Annotated in this window: 9 protein-coding genes; 3 read left to right on the top strand and 6 right to left on the bottom strand. The window is 57.8% G+C overall.

Annotated elements, in window-relative coordinates:
* Position 1 precedes the first annotated feature (1 nt).
* The gene (locus tag AB4O41_RS22895) at positions 2 to 1,510 is read left to right on the top strand and encodes a glucosyltransferase domain-containing protein (RefSeq protein WP_460144804.1); all 1,509 of its coding nucleotides are present in this window, start codon (positions 2 to 4) and stop codon (positions 1,508 to 1,510) included.
* 47 nt (positions 1,511 to 1,557) lie between these two features.
* Complete coding sequence (locus AB4O41_RS22900) at positions 1,558 to 3,129, top strand: glycosyltransferase family 39 protein (RefSeq protein ID WP_460148402.1); 1,572 nt, start codon at positions 1,558 to 1,560, stop codon at positions 3,127 to 3,129.
* On the opposite strand, the gene AB4O41_RS22905 is transcribed toward AB4O41_RS22900, so the two are convergent.
* From AB4O41_RS22905 to AB4O41_RS22930, 6 genes are all read right to left on the bottom strand, one after another.
* A complete protein-coding gene (locus AB4O41_RS22905; protein ID WP_460144805.1) occupies positions 3,077 to 3,361 on the bottom strand; it encodes a putative quinol monooxygenase in 285 nt (94 codons plus the stop codon). The genes AB4O41_RS22900 and AB4O41_RS22905 overlap by 53 nt on opposite strands.
* Positions 3,362 to 3,493: 132 nt before the next feature.
* Positions 3,494 to 4,900 (bottom strand): ATP-binding protein, encoded by a 1,407-nt coding sequence (locus tag AB4O41_RS22910; RefSeq protein WP_460144806.1) that lies wholly within the window; start codon positions 4,898 to 4,900, stop codon positions 3,494 to 3,496.
* Positions 4,897 to 6,705 carry a DAHL domain-containing protein gene (locus AB4O41_RS22915; protein ID WP_460144807.1) on the bottom strand — a complete coding sequence of 603 codons (1,809 nt, stop codon included), beginning with the start codon at positions 6,703 to 6,705 and terminating at the stop codon, positions 4,897 to 4,899. Before AB4O41_RS22915 ends, AB4O41_RS22910 begins: the two co-directional genes overlap by 4 nt.
* Complete coding sequence (locus AB4O41_RS22920; RefSeq protein WP_460144808.1) at positions 6,702 to 7,661, bottom strand: cytochrome-c peroxidase; 960 nt, start codon at positions 7,659 to 7,661, stop codon at positions 6,702 to 6,704. The genes AB4O41_RS22915 and AB4O41_RS22920 overlap by 4 nt, the downstream gene beginning before the upstream one ends.
* A 46-nt stretch (positions 7,662 to 7,707) precedes the next feature.
* Positions 7,708 to 9,582, bottom strand: coding sequence for a putative bifunctional diguanylate cyclase/phosphodiesterase (locus tag AB4O41_RS22925; protein WP_460144809.1), 1,875 nt, complete (start codon positions 9,580 to 9,582; stop codon positions 7,708 to 7,710).
* Positions 9,579 to 11,885 carry an EAL domain-containing protein gene (locus tag AB4O41_RS22930; RefSeq protein WP_460144810.1) on the bottom strand — a complete coding sequence of 769 codons (2,307 nt, stop codon included), beginning with the start codon at positions 11,883 to 11,885 and terminating at the stop codon, positions 9,579 to 9,581. Before AB4O41_RS22930 ends, AB4O41_RS22925 begins: the two co-directional genes overlap by 4 nt.
* Positions 11,886 to 12,141: 256 nt before the next feature.
* On the opposite strand from AB4O41_RS22930, the gene AB4O41_RS22935 reads away from it, so the two are divergent.
* On the top strand, positions 12,142 to 13,500 hold the full coding sequence (locus tag AB4O41_RS22935) for an HD domain-containing phosphohydrolase (protein ID WP_460144811.1): 1,359 nt from the start codon (positions 12,142 to 12,144) through the stop codon (positions 13,498 to 13,500).
* Positions 13,501 to 13,676 lie beyond the last annotated feature (176 nt).

Consider the following 13,676-nt stretch of genomic DNA (forward strand, 5'->3'; position numbering starts at 1 on the left):
CATGGGCAGACTGGACGACTTTTTCAGCAAAGAACTCGGGCGTCGTCGGGTCTGGCTGTTTTTCCTGATCGCGACCCTGATTTATGTCATTCCGCTGATCCTCGCGGACTATCCCTACATCGATGACAACTGGCGCTCGCTGTCGGCGGGTACTGCCTGGGCGGGGCAGGGGCGGTTGTTCACCGAGCTGTTCTACAACCTGCTGACGTTCAGCGATGCTGCGCCGAACATCTTTCCGTTGCCGCTGTTGATTGCCACGCTGGCCATGGCCTCGGCGTTGACCAGCCTGACATTCCATTACTACCCGCAGCCGACGATATCCTGCTGCCTGGTGCTGTTACCGCTCTGGTACAACCCGTTCTTCCTGCAGAACCTGTCTTATCAATACGACGGGCCGGCCAATGCCTTGAGTCTGGTGGCAGTGATCTACGCGATCACTTTTCGTCATCCCTCGCGCATTCTGCAATGGCTGGTGCCGGCCTTCCTGATTGCGCTGGCGCTGGGGCTCTATCAGGTGAGCCTCAATGTGTTTCTGGGCCTGTGTTGCCTGGAATTGCTCAGGGGCGCGAATGACAAATGGGCCTGGCGGCAGTGGTACGAATTGATCGGCTGGAAAATCGCGCAGGCAGGGCTCGGCGGGTTTATCTACAGCGTCACGGCCTATCCATACATGCATCACGATCGCGTCTTATTGCTGAACTGGGTAGCGGCGCCTTTGCTGCAACTTGAAATCAACATCGGCCGGGTGCTGGAAAAAGTCGCGCTGCTGTTTCACGGTGGATTCACTTGGGTGTTCGCCGTGCTGCTGTTGTGTGCCCTGGTGGGCAGCGCAGGGTTGGCCCGCAACGTGATTGAACGCCACGACACCGGGCTGAGAAAAATCGTGATGGGCCTGGTGTGCGTGCTGACGGTGCCGGTCGTGACTTTATTGGTGTCGGGTGCTGCGCTGTTTTTCCGCGACTTCAATGAAGGCGCCAGAACCTTGATGGGTTTCGCGGTGTTGCTGGTGCTGTTGTTCTATTTGAGCCGTCTGGCGCTGGCATCGATTCATGAGCGGCTGCCGATGCTGTTGGCGGTGCCTCTGCTGGCCATGCTTTCGTTGTCTTACGCCTATGGCCGCGTGCTGACGGTGCAGAACACCTTTGCGTCCAGCGCGTTGTTTTCCCTGGGGCATGACATTGCGGCCCATCGGCAACTGCACGAGGCCAAGCGTATTTACCTGTCGGTGAGTTACTCCGATCACTGGCTGGTGGGGGCTGCGGGCTCGTTCAAGCAGATGCCGGTCTTGCATTATCTGTTGAACATCAACTTCTTCATGCTGGCCGAAAACCTGCCGAAGGCGGGCATCACCAATGTGGAGGTGGAAAGGGAACGGCGTAACGCGACCCTGGTGGGTTACCAGGGTTATTCGCCGCTGGTGGAGAGCAAGTTCTATCGCATCTATCTGCTGGGCGATTACGGTTTTATCGTCATGAAAGAGCCGACCCCGGTCACCACGCTGCAGTGGTGAGCCTGGTGACTACCTCTTCGATCCCTCCCGAAAGTTTTTCATCCCGGATGGCCGACAGGACAGGTCTGGTGGCGGTGATCGTCCTCGCGTTGTTCGCAAGGTTTCACTCCATCACCGTGCCGGTCATCTGGTACGACGAGGCCTACAGCCTGCTGCTGGCCGAGGGCTCGCCTGCGTATATCTGGGCCACGACAGCTCGGGATGTTCATCCGCCGCTTTACTATGTCTTGCTGCATTTCTGGATGTTGCTGTTCGGCAATGGCGTGTTGGCTGCGCGATCCCTGAGTGCACTGGCCGATGTTGGCACGCTGTTGCTGTGCATTAAATTGATGAGTCTGGTGACAACGCGAAAGGCGACATGGATTGCCGCAGTGTTGTTGGCGTTGCTGCCGATGTCGGTGCGCTATAGCCAGGAAGTGCGAATGTACACCTTGCTCGGCTTCTGGCTGATGGGTGCGGCTGTGGCGCTGGTTTGCTGGATCAAGGCACCGGATCAAAAGCGTTATCCGGTTTTTTACGTGCTGTTGATGACGGCTGCTTTCTACACTCATTACTTCGCCGCGCTGTGCGTTTTGGTGCATTGGCTTTGTTGGTGGCGAGTGCGAAATGGCGGTCGGTCCACGGCAATACCCATTCGTGCCTGGGTCTTGGCCAACAGTGCAATTGTTGTGTTGTACCTGCCGTGGCTACCTTATTTCATCGATCAATTGCTGCGGATGGACGGGCTCGAGTGGATACCACCGCTCACCTGGCAAACAGCGCTGACCCTCGTTTGGCAGCTGATGATGATGGGGGATTCGACCACTTATTCATCTTTATGGCGTGTGCTGCCCTCGGTATTGATCGTCGTTTGCGCCGCTGCGGTGCTGCTCAAGGCGCGCCATGAGCGACCTTTCAGCGTCTTGCTGGTGAGCTATTTTTTTGTGCCGGTGCTCACCGTTTTTCTGGTGTCGCTGATCGTTCCGGTATTCAACGCCAGATACCTGGTGTTCGCCGCCGCCGCGTTACCCCTGATCGTTGCGCTCGCGCTGGACGCATGGAGCCAGCGTCACGCCGTTCTCGCCGCTGTCGCCATGGCTTTGGTTTTATTGGCAGAAGTACACGGGCTTTCGGCGGTCTACGCGCAAACGGATGAGATGAACGGGACAAGCATTCGCAAAGACGCAAGACTGGACGCCGTGATCGCAGGTCTCGGCCGCGAAGTTCGTCAGGGTGACGAAATCATCGTGGATAACCTGTATTGGTACTTGCCGTTCACGTACTACAACTCGACCGGTATTCAACCGAGGTTATACGCCTTCAAACCACCGACAGGCACCCTTTGGGGAACCGCCGAATACGGTGGTTGGGCACTCATTCCCCGTCGCTTGCACTCGATTCTCTTCGACGATTTTTCAACCTTGGAACTGAATGCCAGGAGGATCTGGTGGGTAACGGGCTACGCCCGTCCTGAACATGACGCATTGTTTCCCAAGCAGTGGAAGCAAGTGCAGAGGTTAAAGGAAGGGGACAGCGAAGCTCGTCTGTTCATTCTCGGCGCAGCAGCCCCCCCCCTTGAGGTTGACGTCAGAACGCATCCATCAGCACAACAATACAATCCCTCGCCTGGTAACCGTTGATCTGCGGCACCAGACGCCGAAAATGCTCAGACTGGCAATGAGCATCCAGCGCCGCCTTATCCGGCCATTGTTCGACGAAGATAAAGTGCCCGGGGTCTTTTTGATCGATGAACAGGTCGTAAGCAATGCAATCAGGTTCCAGTCGAGTCTTCTCGACCAGTTCGGCGTACCACGGGCGAACGGTTTCAATGTATTCGGGTTTGATGAAATCTTGAGCGATTACTTTAAGCAAAGTGTCCTTCCTTGGTGTTAAGCCCGCCTCTCGATGAGGTTGGCGTTCAAACAATGGTTACGCGGCAGACATTCTGCGCCTGGAGAAAAATCGAAAACAGCCCGGATTGAGATCAATCCGTTGCTCGGCTGGTCAGACAGCCATTTTCGATTGCCGTACCGGCAACTCAACCCGAAAGGTGCTGCCCACCCCGACTTCGCTACGCACCGAAATATCGCCCTGGTGTTTTTTCACGATGCCATAGGACAGGGACAACCCGAGCCCTGTCCCCTGGCCCACCGGTTTGGTGGTGTAGAACGGGTCGAATATTTTCTGCAGGTTGTCTGGCTCGATGCCTATTCCGGTGTCCGCGACCTCGATCGACACCGTTTCACCTTCAAGCCCGGTGCGTAGCGTGATGATGCCCCGTTCCGGCCCCATCGCCTGAGAAGCGTTGACGATCAGGTTCATGATCACCTGATTGATTTGCGACGGCAGGCATTCAATGTCGGGCAGCTTTTGAAACTCCTTCACCACATCGGCCTTGTACTTGAGTTCATTGGCGACGATGTTCAGGGTCGACTCGATGCCTTGTTGCAGATTAGCCCACTGCCATTCCTGATTGGAGTCCACGCGGGAGAAGTCCTTCAGGTCTTTGACGATCTGGCCGACGCGGCCGATGCCTTCCTTGGATTCTTTGATCAGCAGCGGAATGTCTTCGCGCAGAAAGTCCAGTTCCACCCGTTCACGTAACTGACCGAGACGGTCAATGACCTCGCTTGAGCCAATGGCTTTTTCCGCCTCCCGATAGGCATCGAGCATGTCCTGCAGTTGCTTGAAGTAGCCATCGAGGGCGCCGAGGTTGGAGGAAATGAAGCCGATGGGGTTATTGATTTCATGGGCGACGCCTGCCGCCAGTTGCCCCAGCGAAGCGAGTTTTTCCGACTGCACCAGTTGGCTTTCCAGTTGTTTGCGCTCGTCGATTTCTCGCTGCAAGGCCTCGCTGGCCTGCTTGAACTGGGTCGTGCGTTGATCCACCAGATGCTCCAGATGGCTCATCTGAATGGACGCACGTTCGGTCATTTCCCATTTGGTTAGCAGGGTGTTGGCCATCTGCTGGACTTCAATGTTGTCGAACGGTTTTTTCAGAATCAGCAGGCGGTCGTGGGCGTGCAAGCGGTCCAGCAGTTCATCCCAGGAATAGTCGGAATAGGCGGTACACACCACCACTTGCAGCTGCGGGTCTTGCTGCCACAGGTGTTCGATAGTTTGCGCGCCGTCCCAGCCTTCAGGCATGCGCATGTCGACGAAGGCCAGCGCGTAGGGGCGGTTATCCTGTAATGCCTGGATGAGTTTGCCCAGACCCTCCTGACCGCCATAGGCAGAGTCCAGTTCGAACAAGGCGCTGGCGGACTTCACTTCGCTGCCGAACAGCGCGGCCTCCATTTCGTCCAGCTCTACATGCTGCGCCGATGTCGGGGTGAGGATTTTGCGAAAGTCTTCATGGATGGACGGCGTGTCGTCAATCAGCAGAATGCGTCGGTTCGAAAGTTCGCTCATGCTTCCTCCATGACCGGTTTCAACGGGATCTGCAAAGTGAACAGTGCACCTTTGCCTGGCCCATCGCTGTGGGCGGTGAGGTGGCCGTTCATCTCGATCGCGGCCAGGGCACAGCTGTGCAGGCCGAAGCCGTGACCTTCCTTGCGGGTGGTAAAACCGTGGGCAAAGATCCGCGTCATGTTCTCCGGCTCGATGCCTTCGCCGTCATCCTTGACGCTGATTTGCAGGATCGTGTCCTCGACGACTTTCACCCCAAGGATCATTTGCCGCGGGCGATTGCTGAGGTCGGTCATGGCGTATTTGGCGTTGCTGATCAGGTTGATCAGGATCAGCAACAATCGGTGTTTGTCGCCCATGATTTGCGGTACGTCGCCGTACTCCTTGACCACCGTGACGTGATGCCGGCTCAGGGCGCCAGCGTTCATTCGCAAGGCGTCTTCCAGCAATTCGCTGATGTGCAGCGGTTCCATCAGGCTGTTGGCGCCTGCGTAGGACTGCTGGGTGGCGACGATGTCCTTTATGTGGTCGACGCTTTTGCTCAGTTGCGCGAGTTCGTCGGTCATGCCTTGTTGTTCCAGGGCAATGGCCTCCACCAGTTGATTCAGGTAGCCGGGCAGCATTTTCCCTTTCTCGTCCTGGGTCAGAAAGATGCCCAGATCGTCCTGATGCGCGTTGATCAGTTGCATCGCCTTGCCCAATCCCTGGGCCTTGCTGCTACGCAGCTTGCGGGTGACCAGGTCGGCCGAGATGTTCACGCTGTTGAGCACGTTGCCAACGTTGTGCAGCACGTTAGTGGCGATTTCAGCCATGCCGGCCTGACGCGCGGTGTCGAGCAGTTCGCTCTGGGTGTCCTTGAGTTGGCGAGTGCGTTCTTCGACCCGTTGTTCGAGGACGTCGTTGGCAGTTTGCAGTTCTTTGTTGACCCGATTGATTTCGCCGAAGCTGCGCATCAGGCGAATCGCCAGGTACACCAGCACCAGTACCAGCAGCGTTGAAAAGACCAGCATGTAAAAGTGATAGCGTCGATCCACCGCGTCGGCGCGTTGCTGATCCTGATTCAGCAGATTGGTGATGTCGTCCAGCCGTTCGGCCACAGGCACGGCTTCGATGTTTTCCAGCAACCGATTGACCACCGGCTGTTCACGCAGGATCAGCGCGATGTGATTGCTCAAAATATCGATAGGGCTATGAAACTGCTCCGGTAATCGCTCCTTGTTCACCCCCAGTTTGTTCAGCCCGACCAGGATGTCGGCCGCTCTGTCGTCGGAGGTGACCTGGGCGAACTCCAGACTGCTGAGCAGCAAGTCGTAGGTGTCGGTGGCAATGTTCTGGAGTTGCAGTTTGTCTTCGTCGAGCAACCGGGTAAGCGGCTCCTGGATGTCGTCTTCGGCGGTGGGCAAAAACGCCAGTGAGTTGCGCAGCACCGCGTTGTGGGATTTGAACTGCTCCACCAGCCGGGTTTTTTCCTTAACGGCGGCGCGGTATGCATCATGGCCGGAATGCCAGATGGGGTCATTGCGGCCGTGATTGGACTCCATGGTCTCGAATTGCTCCCACAACTGGGTCATCTCGTTCAGCGGTGCAACCAGCGGATCGTAATTGTGGCTGATGGCAATTCTGGCCTTGAGAATCTCGGTTTCCCACTGCGCATTGAGCTGTTTGATCTGACCGATCAGGCCCCGGGACTCGGCGTACGTCGAGGTCTGGTCGGAGCTTGATTTGAGGTACAGAAACAACAATGTCGAGGCCAATAGCAAGGCCACTCCACTGAGCAATGCCAGGTTGCGACGGTGGTATGTTTTCATAAAGGTTTGCCTCCCCACTCACCGGTCAGGGTCTTGAGGAATTTGATGATCAAGGTCTTGTCCTGGTCAGAGGGCACGCGACCGAGCTGGAACTTGAACATCACGTCTACCGCTTCTTCGAGCGTCTTGGCCGAGCCGTCGTGAAAGTACGGCGCGGTCACGGCGACATTGCGCAGGCTCGGAACCTTGAACACGTTGCGATCCTCTTCAGCCTTGGTGACCAGATAGCGGCCCAGATCGGCTTCGGTGGGGTTGCCCCGCACCTGGAAGTAATCGCCCATGACCCCGAACTTCTGGAACATGTTGCCGCCGATGTTTACCCCTTGATGGCAAGCGATGCAGCCGTAGTCCTTGAAGCGTTGGTAACCGTACTTCTCATCGATCGTCAGAATCTCGGTATTGCCCAACAGGTATTGGTCGAAACGCGAGTTGGCGCTGATCAGCGTGCGCTCGTAAGTAGCCAGGGCATTTTGCACATTGCTCATCGTCACGCCGTCCGGGTAGGCCTTGGCGAAAGCGCTTTTGTAAGCCGGGTCGGCGGTCAGTGTCTGAACGACATGCTCCCAATGACTGCCCATTTCGCTGGGGCTCTGCACCACTTCGTGGGCTTGCGTTTCCAGGGTATCGGCGCGGCCATTCCAGAATTGCCGGAAATTCAGACTTGAGTTGAAGACGCTGGGAGTGTTGATCGTCAGGGGATCGCCTTTGAAGCCAATAGACAATGCTTTGTCGTCGGCGCCTCCGATTTCCAGGCGATGGCAACTGGCACAGGACAGGCTGTTGTTGACCGACAGGCGTGGCTCGTTGAACAACTGGCGACCGAGTTCAACTTGCAATGGATTCTGCTGGGGCACTGCGGGCAAGGGTTTGAGTGGCTCGTCCAGCGGTGCGCCGTTGGCTATCAGGCAACATCCGAGTAGAGGCGCAAGAAGCAGGTAGTAGAAGGGGCTCGACATCTTATGATTCCTTGGCGCAGGGGGCCTGGGTGTCGTTACACATCATTCATTTGGTGCTGGATGGAGCGGACTGCACAGACGTCAGGTATTGCACAAAGGCATCCGGCTCCACGGCTTTGCTGAAGTAATAACCCTGGCCTTCCTCGCACTGGAGGGCCTTGAGAAAATTCAACTGTTCGAGGGTTTCCACCCCTTCGGCAATGACGGTCAGTTTGAGGCTCTTGCCCAGGCTGATGATGGCGCTGACCAGAGCCGCGTCATTGCTGTCGCGGCTCAGGCCACGAATGAATGACTGGTCGATTTTCAACACATCGATGGGAAACCGTTGCAGGTAACTCAGGCTGGAGTAGCCGGTGCCAAAGTCATCGATGGCCAGCCGTACGCCCAATGCCTTGAGTCGATTCAGCGCGAGCATCGTGGCGTCGACGTTCTGCATCAATACGCCTTCTGTAATTTCCAGCTCCAGTAATGTGGGGTCCATACCGGTTTGCTTGAGTATCTGCTCTATACCTTCGACAAAGTCCCGCTGGCGGAAATCGATGGCCGACACATTCACCGACATGCAGAGCTTCGTCAGGCCTTTTGCCTGCCAGGTGCGGGCTTGTCGACAGGCCTGGGCGAGCACCCATTTGCTCAACGGTACGATCAAGCCGCTGTCCTCGGCTACACCGATGAAATCTGTCGGGTAAACCCAGCCTTGCCCCGGCTTTTGCCAGCGGATCAAAGCCTCGGCGCCGACCACCTTGCCGCTGCCCAGATCAAGTTTGGGTTGGTAGTGCAGGACAAATTCGTTGCGTTCCAGCGCCAGGCGAATACCCGACTCGATACTCTGCTGTTCCCGGGCGCGCTGGTTCATCTCATCGATGAAAAAGCTGAAATCGTTCGGGCCGCTGTCCTTGACGTTGCGCATGGCGGTTTCGGCTTTTTTGATCAGTGCGATGGCATCGAAACCGTCCTCGGGATAGATGCTGATGCCCAGGCTGGCCGTCACGCTCAGGTCGTGGCCGGCGATGTGTTGAGGCGTGCTTATGGCGTTCAGGAGCTTTTCGGCGATGCCCTTGGTCTGTTGGGGGTGGTGGATGTCAGCCAAGATCACCACAAACTCATCGGAGCCGTAACGAAACACCGAGTCGGACTCGCGCACGCAGGCCACAAGATTGTGCCCGACACGTTTGAGCATCTCGTCACCGGTCGGGTGACCCAAGGCATTGTTGATGCGCTTGAAGCGATCGAGCCCCAGAAACATCACGGCCAGTTGTTTGTCATGGCGTCTGGACAACGCCAGTGACTGGTTCAGCCGGTCGCCCAGCAAGGTGCTGTTGGGCAACTCGGTCAATACGTCGTACTGCAACAAGTGCGATACCTTGAGCAGCTCGTGGACCCGGGCCTCGATGGTTTGCTCCAGGGTCAGCACTTTCATGGCCGCGTCCTGCGCCATCTGCCACTTCCAGGTCAGGGCGCTGGCCATCTGGCGGATTTCCAGGCTGTCGAAGGGTTTTTTCAGCACCAGCAACTGATCGCCGAACTCCAGTCGTTCGGCCATGGCTTCCCAGGTGTAATCGGAGAAGGCCGTGCACAGCGCGATTTGCAGGTGAGGATCAGCCTTCCAGAGCTGTTCGATGGTTTCCAGACCGTCCCAGCCGGGGGGCATGCGCATGTCGGTGAACGCCATGGCGTAAGGGCGACCTTGAGCCTGGGCACGCTTGACCAGTTCGAGCGCTTCCTGGCCCTGATAGGCCGAGTCGAGCTGGAATATCAGCCGAGTAGATTGCTGGCTGCCGAACAGCGCTGCTTCTGTGCCGGCGATGGTTTGTTCGTCGTCGGTATCCGGGCCGAGGATCTTGCGAAAGTCCTGATGGATCGAAGGCGTGTCGTCGATGATCAGAATGCGCCGGTTAGCCTGGGCGAACGGAGTTTTCATTCCTTGTCCTCCATGGCACGCCGCGGGTCGTCGGGCATCGCTCCGCTTTCGTGGCTGGCATGCACGATGCTCCCGGCCTTCAGCAACTCGGCGGCCTGTTGGCTGCTGACCGCTTGGCTGAAGTAGTGACCCTGGGCGTTCATCGGTGAGCCGGTGGCCATCAACGAACTGCGTTGCTCCTGGGTTTCGACGCCCTCGGCGATAATGCCGATCCCTACTTCGCGGGCGAAGTTGATGATGGCCCGCAAGGTGGTTGCACTGGCCGGGTCGCGTGCGGCCATGTCGATGAAGGTCTGGGCGAGTTTCAGGTGATTGACCTGATAAGTCTTGAGGTAATCGAACGAGGAGTATTCGGTGCCGAAGTCGTCGATGGCGATTTTCACCCCCAACTCACGCAGGCGCGGCAGTACGTCGTTGTGCGTCCACTTGGTCTGGGCCAGGGTCGCTTCGGTGACATCGAAGCGCAAGTCCCACGGGCACAGTTCCCAACGCGCGGTGGTGCGCAACACATCATAGATCAGCTCGGGACCGCTCTTGAGCTGAGCCAGGGACAGTTTTATTGCCACCACCGGCGGCGCCATGCCTTCGTCACGCCACTGGCGCATTTGCCGACAGGCACGCTCCAGCACCCAGTGACCGAGGGCGATGATGGTGCCGGTCTTTTCCGCCGCGGGCAGAAACGCCTGGGCTTCCAGCAACCCGCGCTGAGGGTGGTTCCAGCTGACCTGCGCTTCCATGCCGAGGATCTTGCCAGTGCTCAGGTCTACTTCCGGCCAATAACGCAGTTCGAGTTCGTCGTGTTCGATGGCGGTTTTCAAGTCGTTGGCGATGGTCATGCGCTCAACCACTTCCTGATTGATCTCATCGGAGTGGAAGTGGTACTGGTTGCGGCCCTTTTCCTTGGAGCGATACAGCGCCATGTCGGCTTGGGTCAACAGGCTGTCGGCGCTGAAGCTGATCGGCGCGTAACTGCTGATGCCGATGCTGACCGAGACCCGCACATCATTGCCGGCCAGGGAGTAGGGCAGCACCAGTGCATCGCGGACCTTGGCGGCCAGGGCCGCTGATTGGGTCGGATCGCCGACATCCAGTTGCAGTATCGCGAACTCGTCGCCACCCAGGCGGGCAACCACATCGTTTTCGCGCACGCAGTTTTTGATGCGCCTGGCGACCTCCTGCAACAACAGATCGCCCACCGGGTGGCCCAGGGTGTCGTTGATGCGTTTGAAGTGATCCAGGTCCAGGTAAAACATGGCGAAGGGTGTAGCCCCGCGCCGGGCGGCGGCGAATGCCTGGTGCAGCCGTTCGATCAGCGTCGCGCGGTTGGCCAACCCGGTCAGCCCGTCGGTGCGGGCCAACAGGGCGATTTTTTCCTCGGCCAGTTTGCGTTCGGTGACGTCGATGATGATGCCTTCGACTTCCAGCAAGCGGCCTTCATCGTCACGCACCGGGATATAGCGGTTTTCGACCCAGCGCCAGTCGCCGTCGCCGGTGCGCATCCGGAATTCGATGGAAGCACCTGCCGCATGGCGGTCCAGCACCCGGGCCATGGCCGTATCGACTTTTGATTGATCGTCGGGATGGATCAGCTCCTGCGCCCAGTTGGAGGATGCCACCAGGGCCGCCGCAACGTGGCCGTATTTGGTGATGTTGTGGGAGATGTACATCAACGGAAACGACGGTTCGCCTCGCAGCCGATACAGAATGGTCGGGCTGTTCTGCACGATGATGTTGGCGTCGGACAGCTCCCGGGTGCGCTCTTCGACCGCGAGCTCCAGCAAGGACATTTTCAGCGCCGCGTCTTCGGTCATTTGCCACTTGGCGGTCAATGCGCTGGCCATCTGGCGAATTTCGATGGCATCGAAAGGCTTTTTCAGGATAAGCAGGCGATCGCCCAGCTCCAGACGCTCGGCGATGTCTTCCCAGGAATAGTCGGAATACGCGGTGCAGAGCGCCACCTGCAACTTGGGATCGACTTGCCACAAGCGTTCAATGGTTTCCAGACCGTCCCAGCCCGGTGGCATGCGCATATCGATGAAGGCCATCGCGTAGGGCGAGTCATTCGCCAGCGCCGTCTCGACCTTGTCCAGCGCTTCGCGGCCCTGAAACGCGGAATCGATGACGAAACTTTGCAACGATACCGACGCCGAGGTACCGAACAGGGCGTTTTCGGCGCTGATCAGGCTGTCGTCTTCGATCGATGGCGGGCTGAGAATCTTGGCGAAATCCTCATGGATCGACGCGGTGTCATCGACGATGAGAATCCGCCGATTAATGCGCGCAAGCAGCGTATTCACTGACATGCGCCTGTACCGACAGCAGGTTGGTGCAATGAGCTCATAGAGGGTATCCCTTCCCTGATCGCTGGATGGAGCGAGTATCGTTCTGGATCCGAGTGATCTGAGCATAGTCGCCCGGCCGGCACTTCGCCCGGTTGACTGAAACGAATCATTTCCTGGGTCGGGCTGAAAATCATCTAGCCTGTAAGTCAGGCGCGGGAACGCCAGGACGTTTGCCCCGCGCGCGCCATAAAGACACACGTTTTCTTGAGGTAATGCCATGGAAGAGCAACTCCCCACGACTGTGACCGATAAACCCAAGTTATTGCTGGTCGACGATGAGGAGTCGATTCTCAACAGTCTGCGCCGCCTGCTGCGCGGTCAGCCTTACGAGGTACTGCTGGCCACCAGCGGTGCCCAGGCCTTGGAGATCATGGCCCAGCAGCCGATCGATCTGGTAATGACAGATGCGCGTATGCCTAATATGGACGGCGCCACGCTGCTGGCTCAAGTCCACCAGCGCTATCCCGACACCACCCGGATCATGCTGACTGGTTACGCCGATCCGTCGGCCATTATCAAAGCCATCAATGAAGGGCAGATTCATCGTTACATCAGCAAACCCTGGCACGATGAGGAAATGCTGCTGACGCTGCGACAATCACTTGCCTATCAGCATTCCGAGCGTGAGCGCTTGCGTCTGGTGCAAGAGACATGGGATCAGAACGAGAAACTGAAGCAGCTCAACGCCACCCTGGAAAAACACGTCGCGGCCCGCACCAGCGAGCTGCAACAGACCGCCGACATGCTGGACCTGGCCTACGAAGAGCTCAAACGCAGCTATGTCACCGGTACCGAAGTGTTTTCGTTGCTGGCCAACCTGCGCCTGCCGCCCGCCAAACAGACCAACCGGCAGATCATTGAACTGGTGCGGGTGTACTGCAAACTCCATGGCCTGGACGAAGGCACCAGTCGTGACCTGACCATGGCAGCGGCGCTCTACAACATCGGCAAGTTGAGCTGGACCGACAGCATGATGAGCACGCCCTCGGACCTGCTGCATCACAATGACCGCGAGCGCTATCGGGGTTATCCGAAGCAGAGTGAATCGCTGCTGATGACCCTCGATCCGATGAAGGATGCCGCGCGGCTGATCCTGCATCATCAGGAGCGGTGGGACGGCAGCGGTTTTCCTGATCGGCTCAAGGGTGAAACGATTCCGTTCGGTTCACGGTTGCTGAAACTGGCGGTGGATTTCATCGAGTTGCAGCGCGGGCTGATCCTCGAACGACAGATGAACAGTGACGAAGCCCTGGTCTATATCCGCCAATACGCCGGTCGCCTCTACGACCCGGAACTGGTGGAGGATTTCATTCAGGTCTGCGCCACTTATCTGAGCGACGTGACGCTGGCCGATCCGACGGTCAAGGTGCTGGCCACCCGGGATTTGGTGGCGGGCATGATCCTGGCGCGCAATCTCAATGCCGACAACGGCATGCTGCTGCTCAATGCCGGCAAGGTGTTGAATGGGCCGCTGGTGGAGAAGTTGATCGCTTTCGAGGCGATGGAAAGTGCCAAGTACAGCATTTTTGTGAAAGTGCCGGAGGAAGTGGAGGGCGCGCTTCTGGAGACGAGTTGAGCCTTCAGGCCGTAAGTAAGACGCATAACCTGTAGGAGCGAGGCTTGCCCGCGAAGAACGATGACGCGTAGTACCTGAAAAACCGCGGTGCATTCTTCGCGGGCAAGCCTCGCTCCTACAGGAAGGACTGGGGAGATTTTTTCGGCGTGACGAAGAACCGGCCCTCATGTGATCCT

The organism is Pseudomonas sp. S2_A02 (assembly GCF_054668495.1).

Bases quoted from the DNA above. Each gene is read 5' to 3' on its own strand.
- AB4O41_RS22895 (WP_460144804.1), top strand. From the start codon at position 2: ATGGGCAGACTGGACGACTTTTTCAGCAAAGAACTCGGGCGTCGTCGG.
- AB4O41_RS22900 (WP_460148402.1), top strand. From the start codon at position 1,558: ATGGCCGACAGGACAGGTCTGGTGGCGGTGATCGTCCTCGCGTTGTTC.
- AB4O41_RS22910 (WP_460144806.1), bottom strand. From the start codon at position 4,900: ATGAGCGAACTTTCGAACCGACGCATTCTGCTGATTGACGACACGCCG.
- AB4O41_RS22915 (WP_460144807.1), bottom strand. From the start codon at position 6,705: ATGAAAACATACCACCGTCGCAACCTGGCATTGCTCAGTGGAGTGGCC.
- AB4O41_RS22920 (WP_460144808.1), bottom strand. From the start codon at position 7,661: ATGTCGAGCCCCTTCTACTACCTGCTTCTTGCGCCTCTACTCGGATGT.
- AB4O41_RS22925 (WP_460144809.1), bottom strand. From the start codon at position 9,582: ATGAAAACTCCGTTCGCCCAGGCTAACCGGCGCATTCTGATCATCGAC.
- AB4O41_RS22930 (WP_460144810.1), bottom strand. From the start codon at position 11,885: ATGTCAGTGAATACGCTGCTTGCGCGCATTAATCGGCGGATTCTCATC.
- AB4O41_RS22935 (WP_460144811.1), top strand. From the start codon at position 12,142: ATGGAAGAGCAACTCCCCACGACTGTGACCGATAAACCCAAGTTATTG.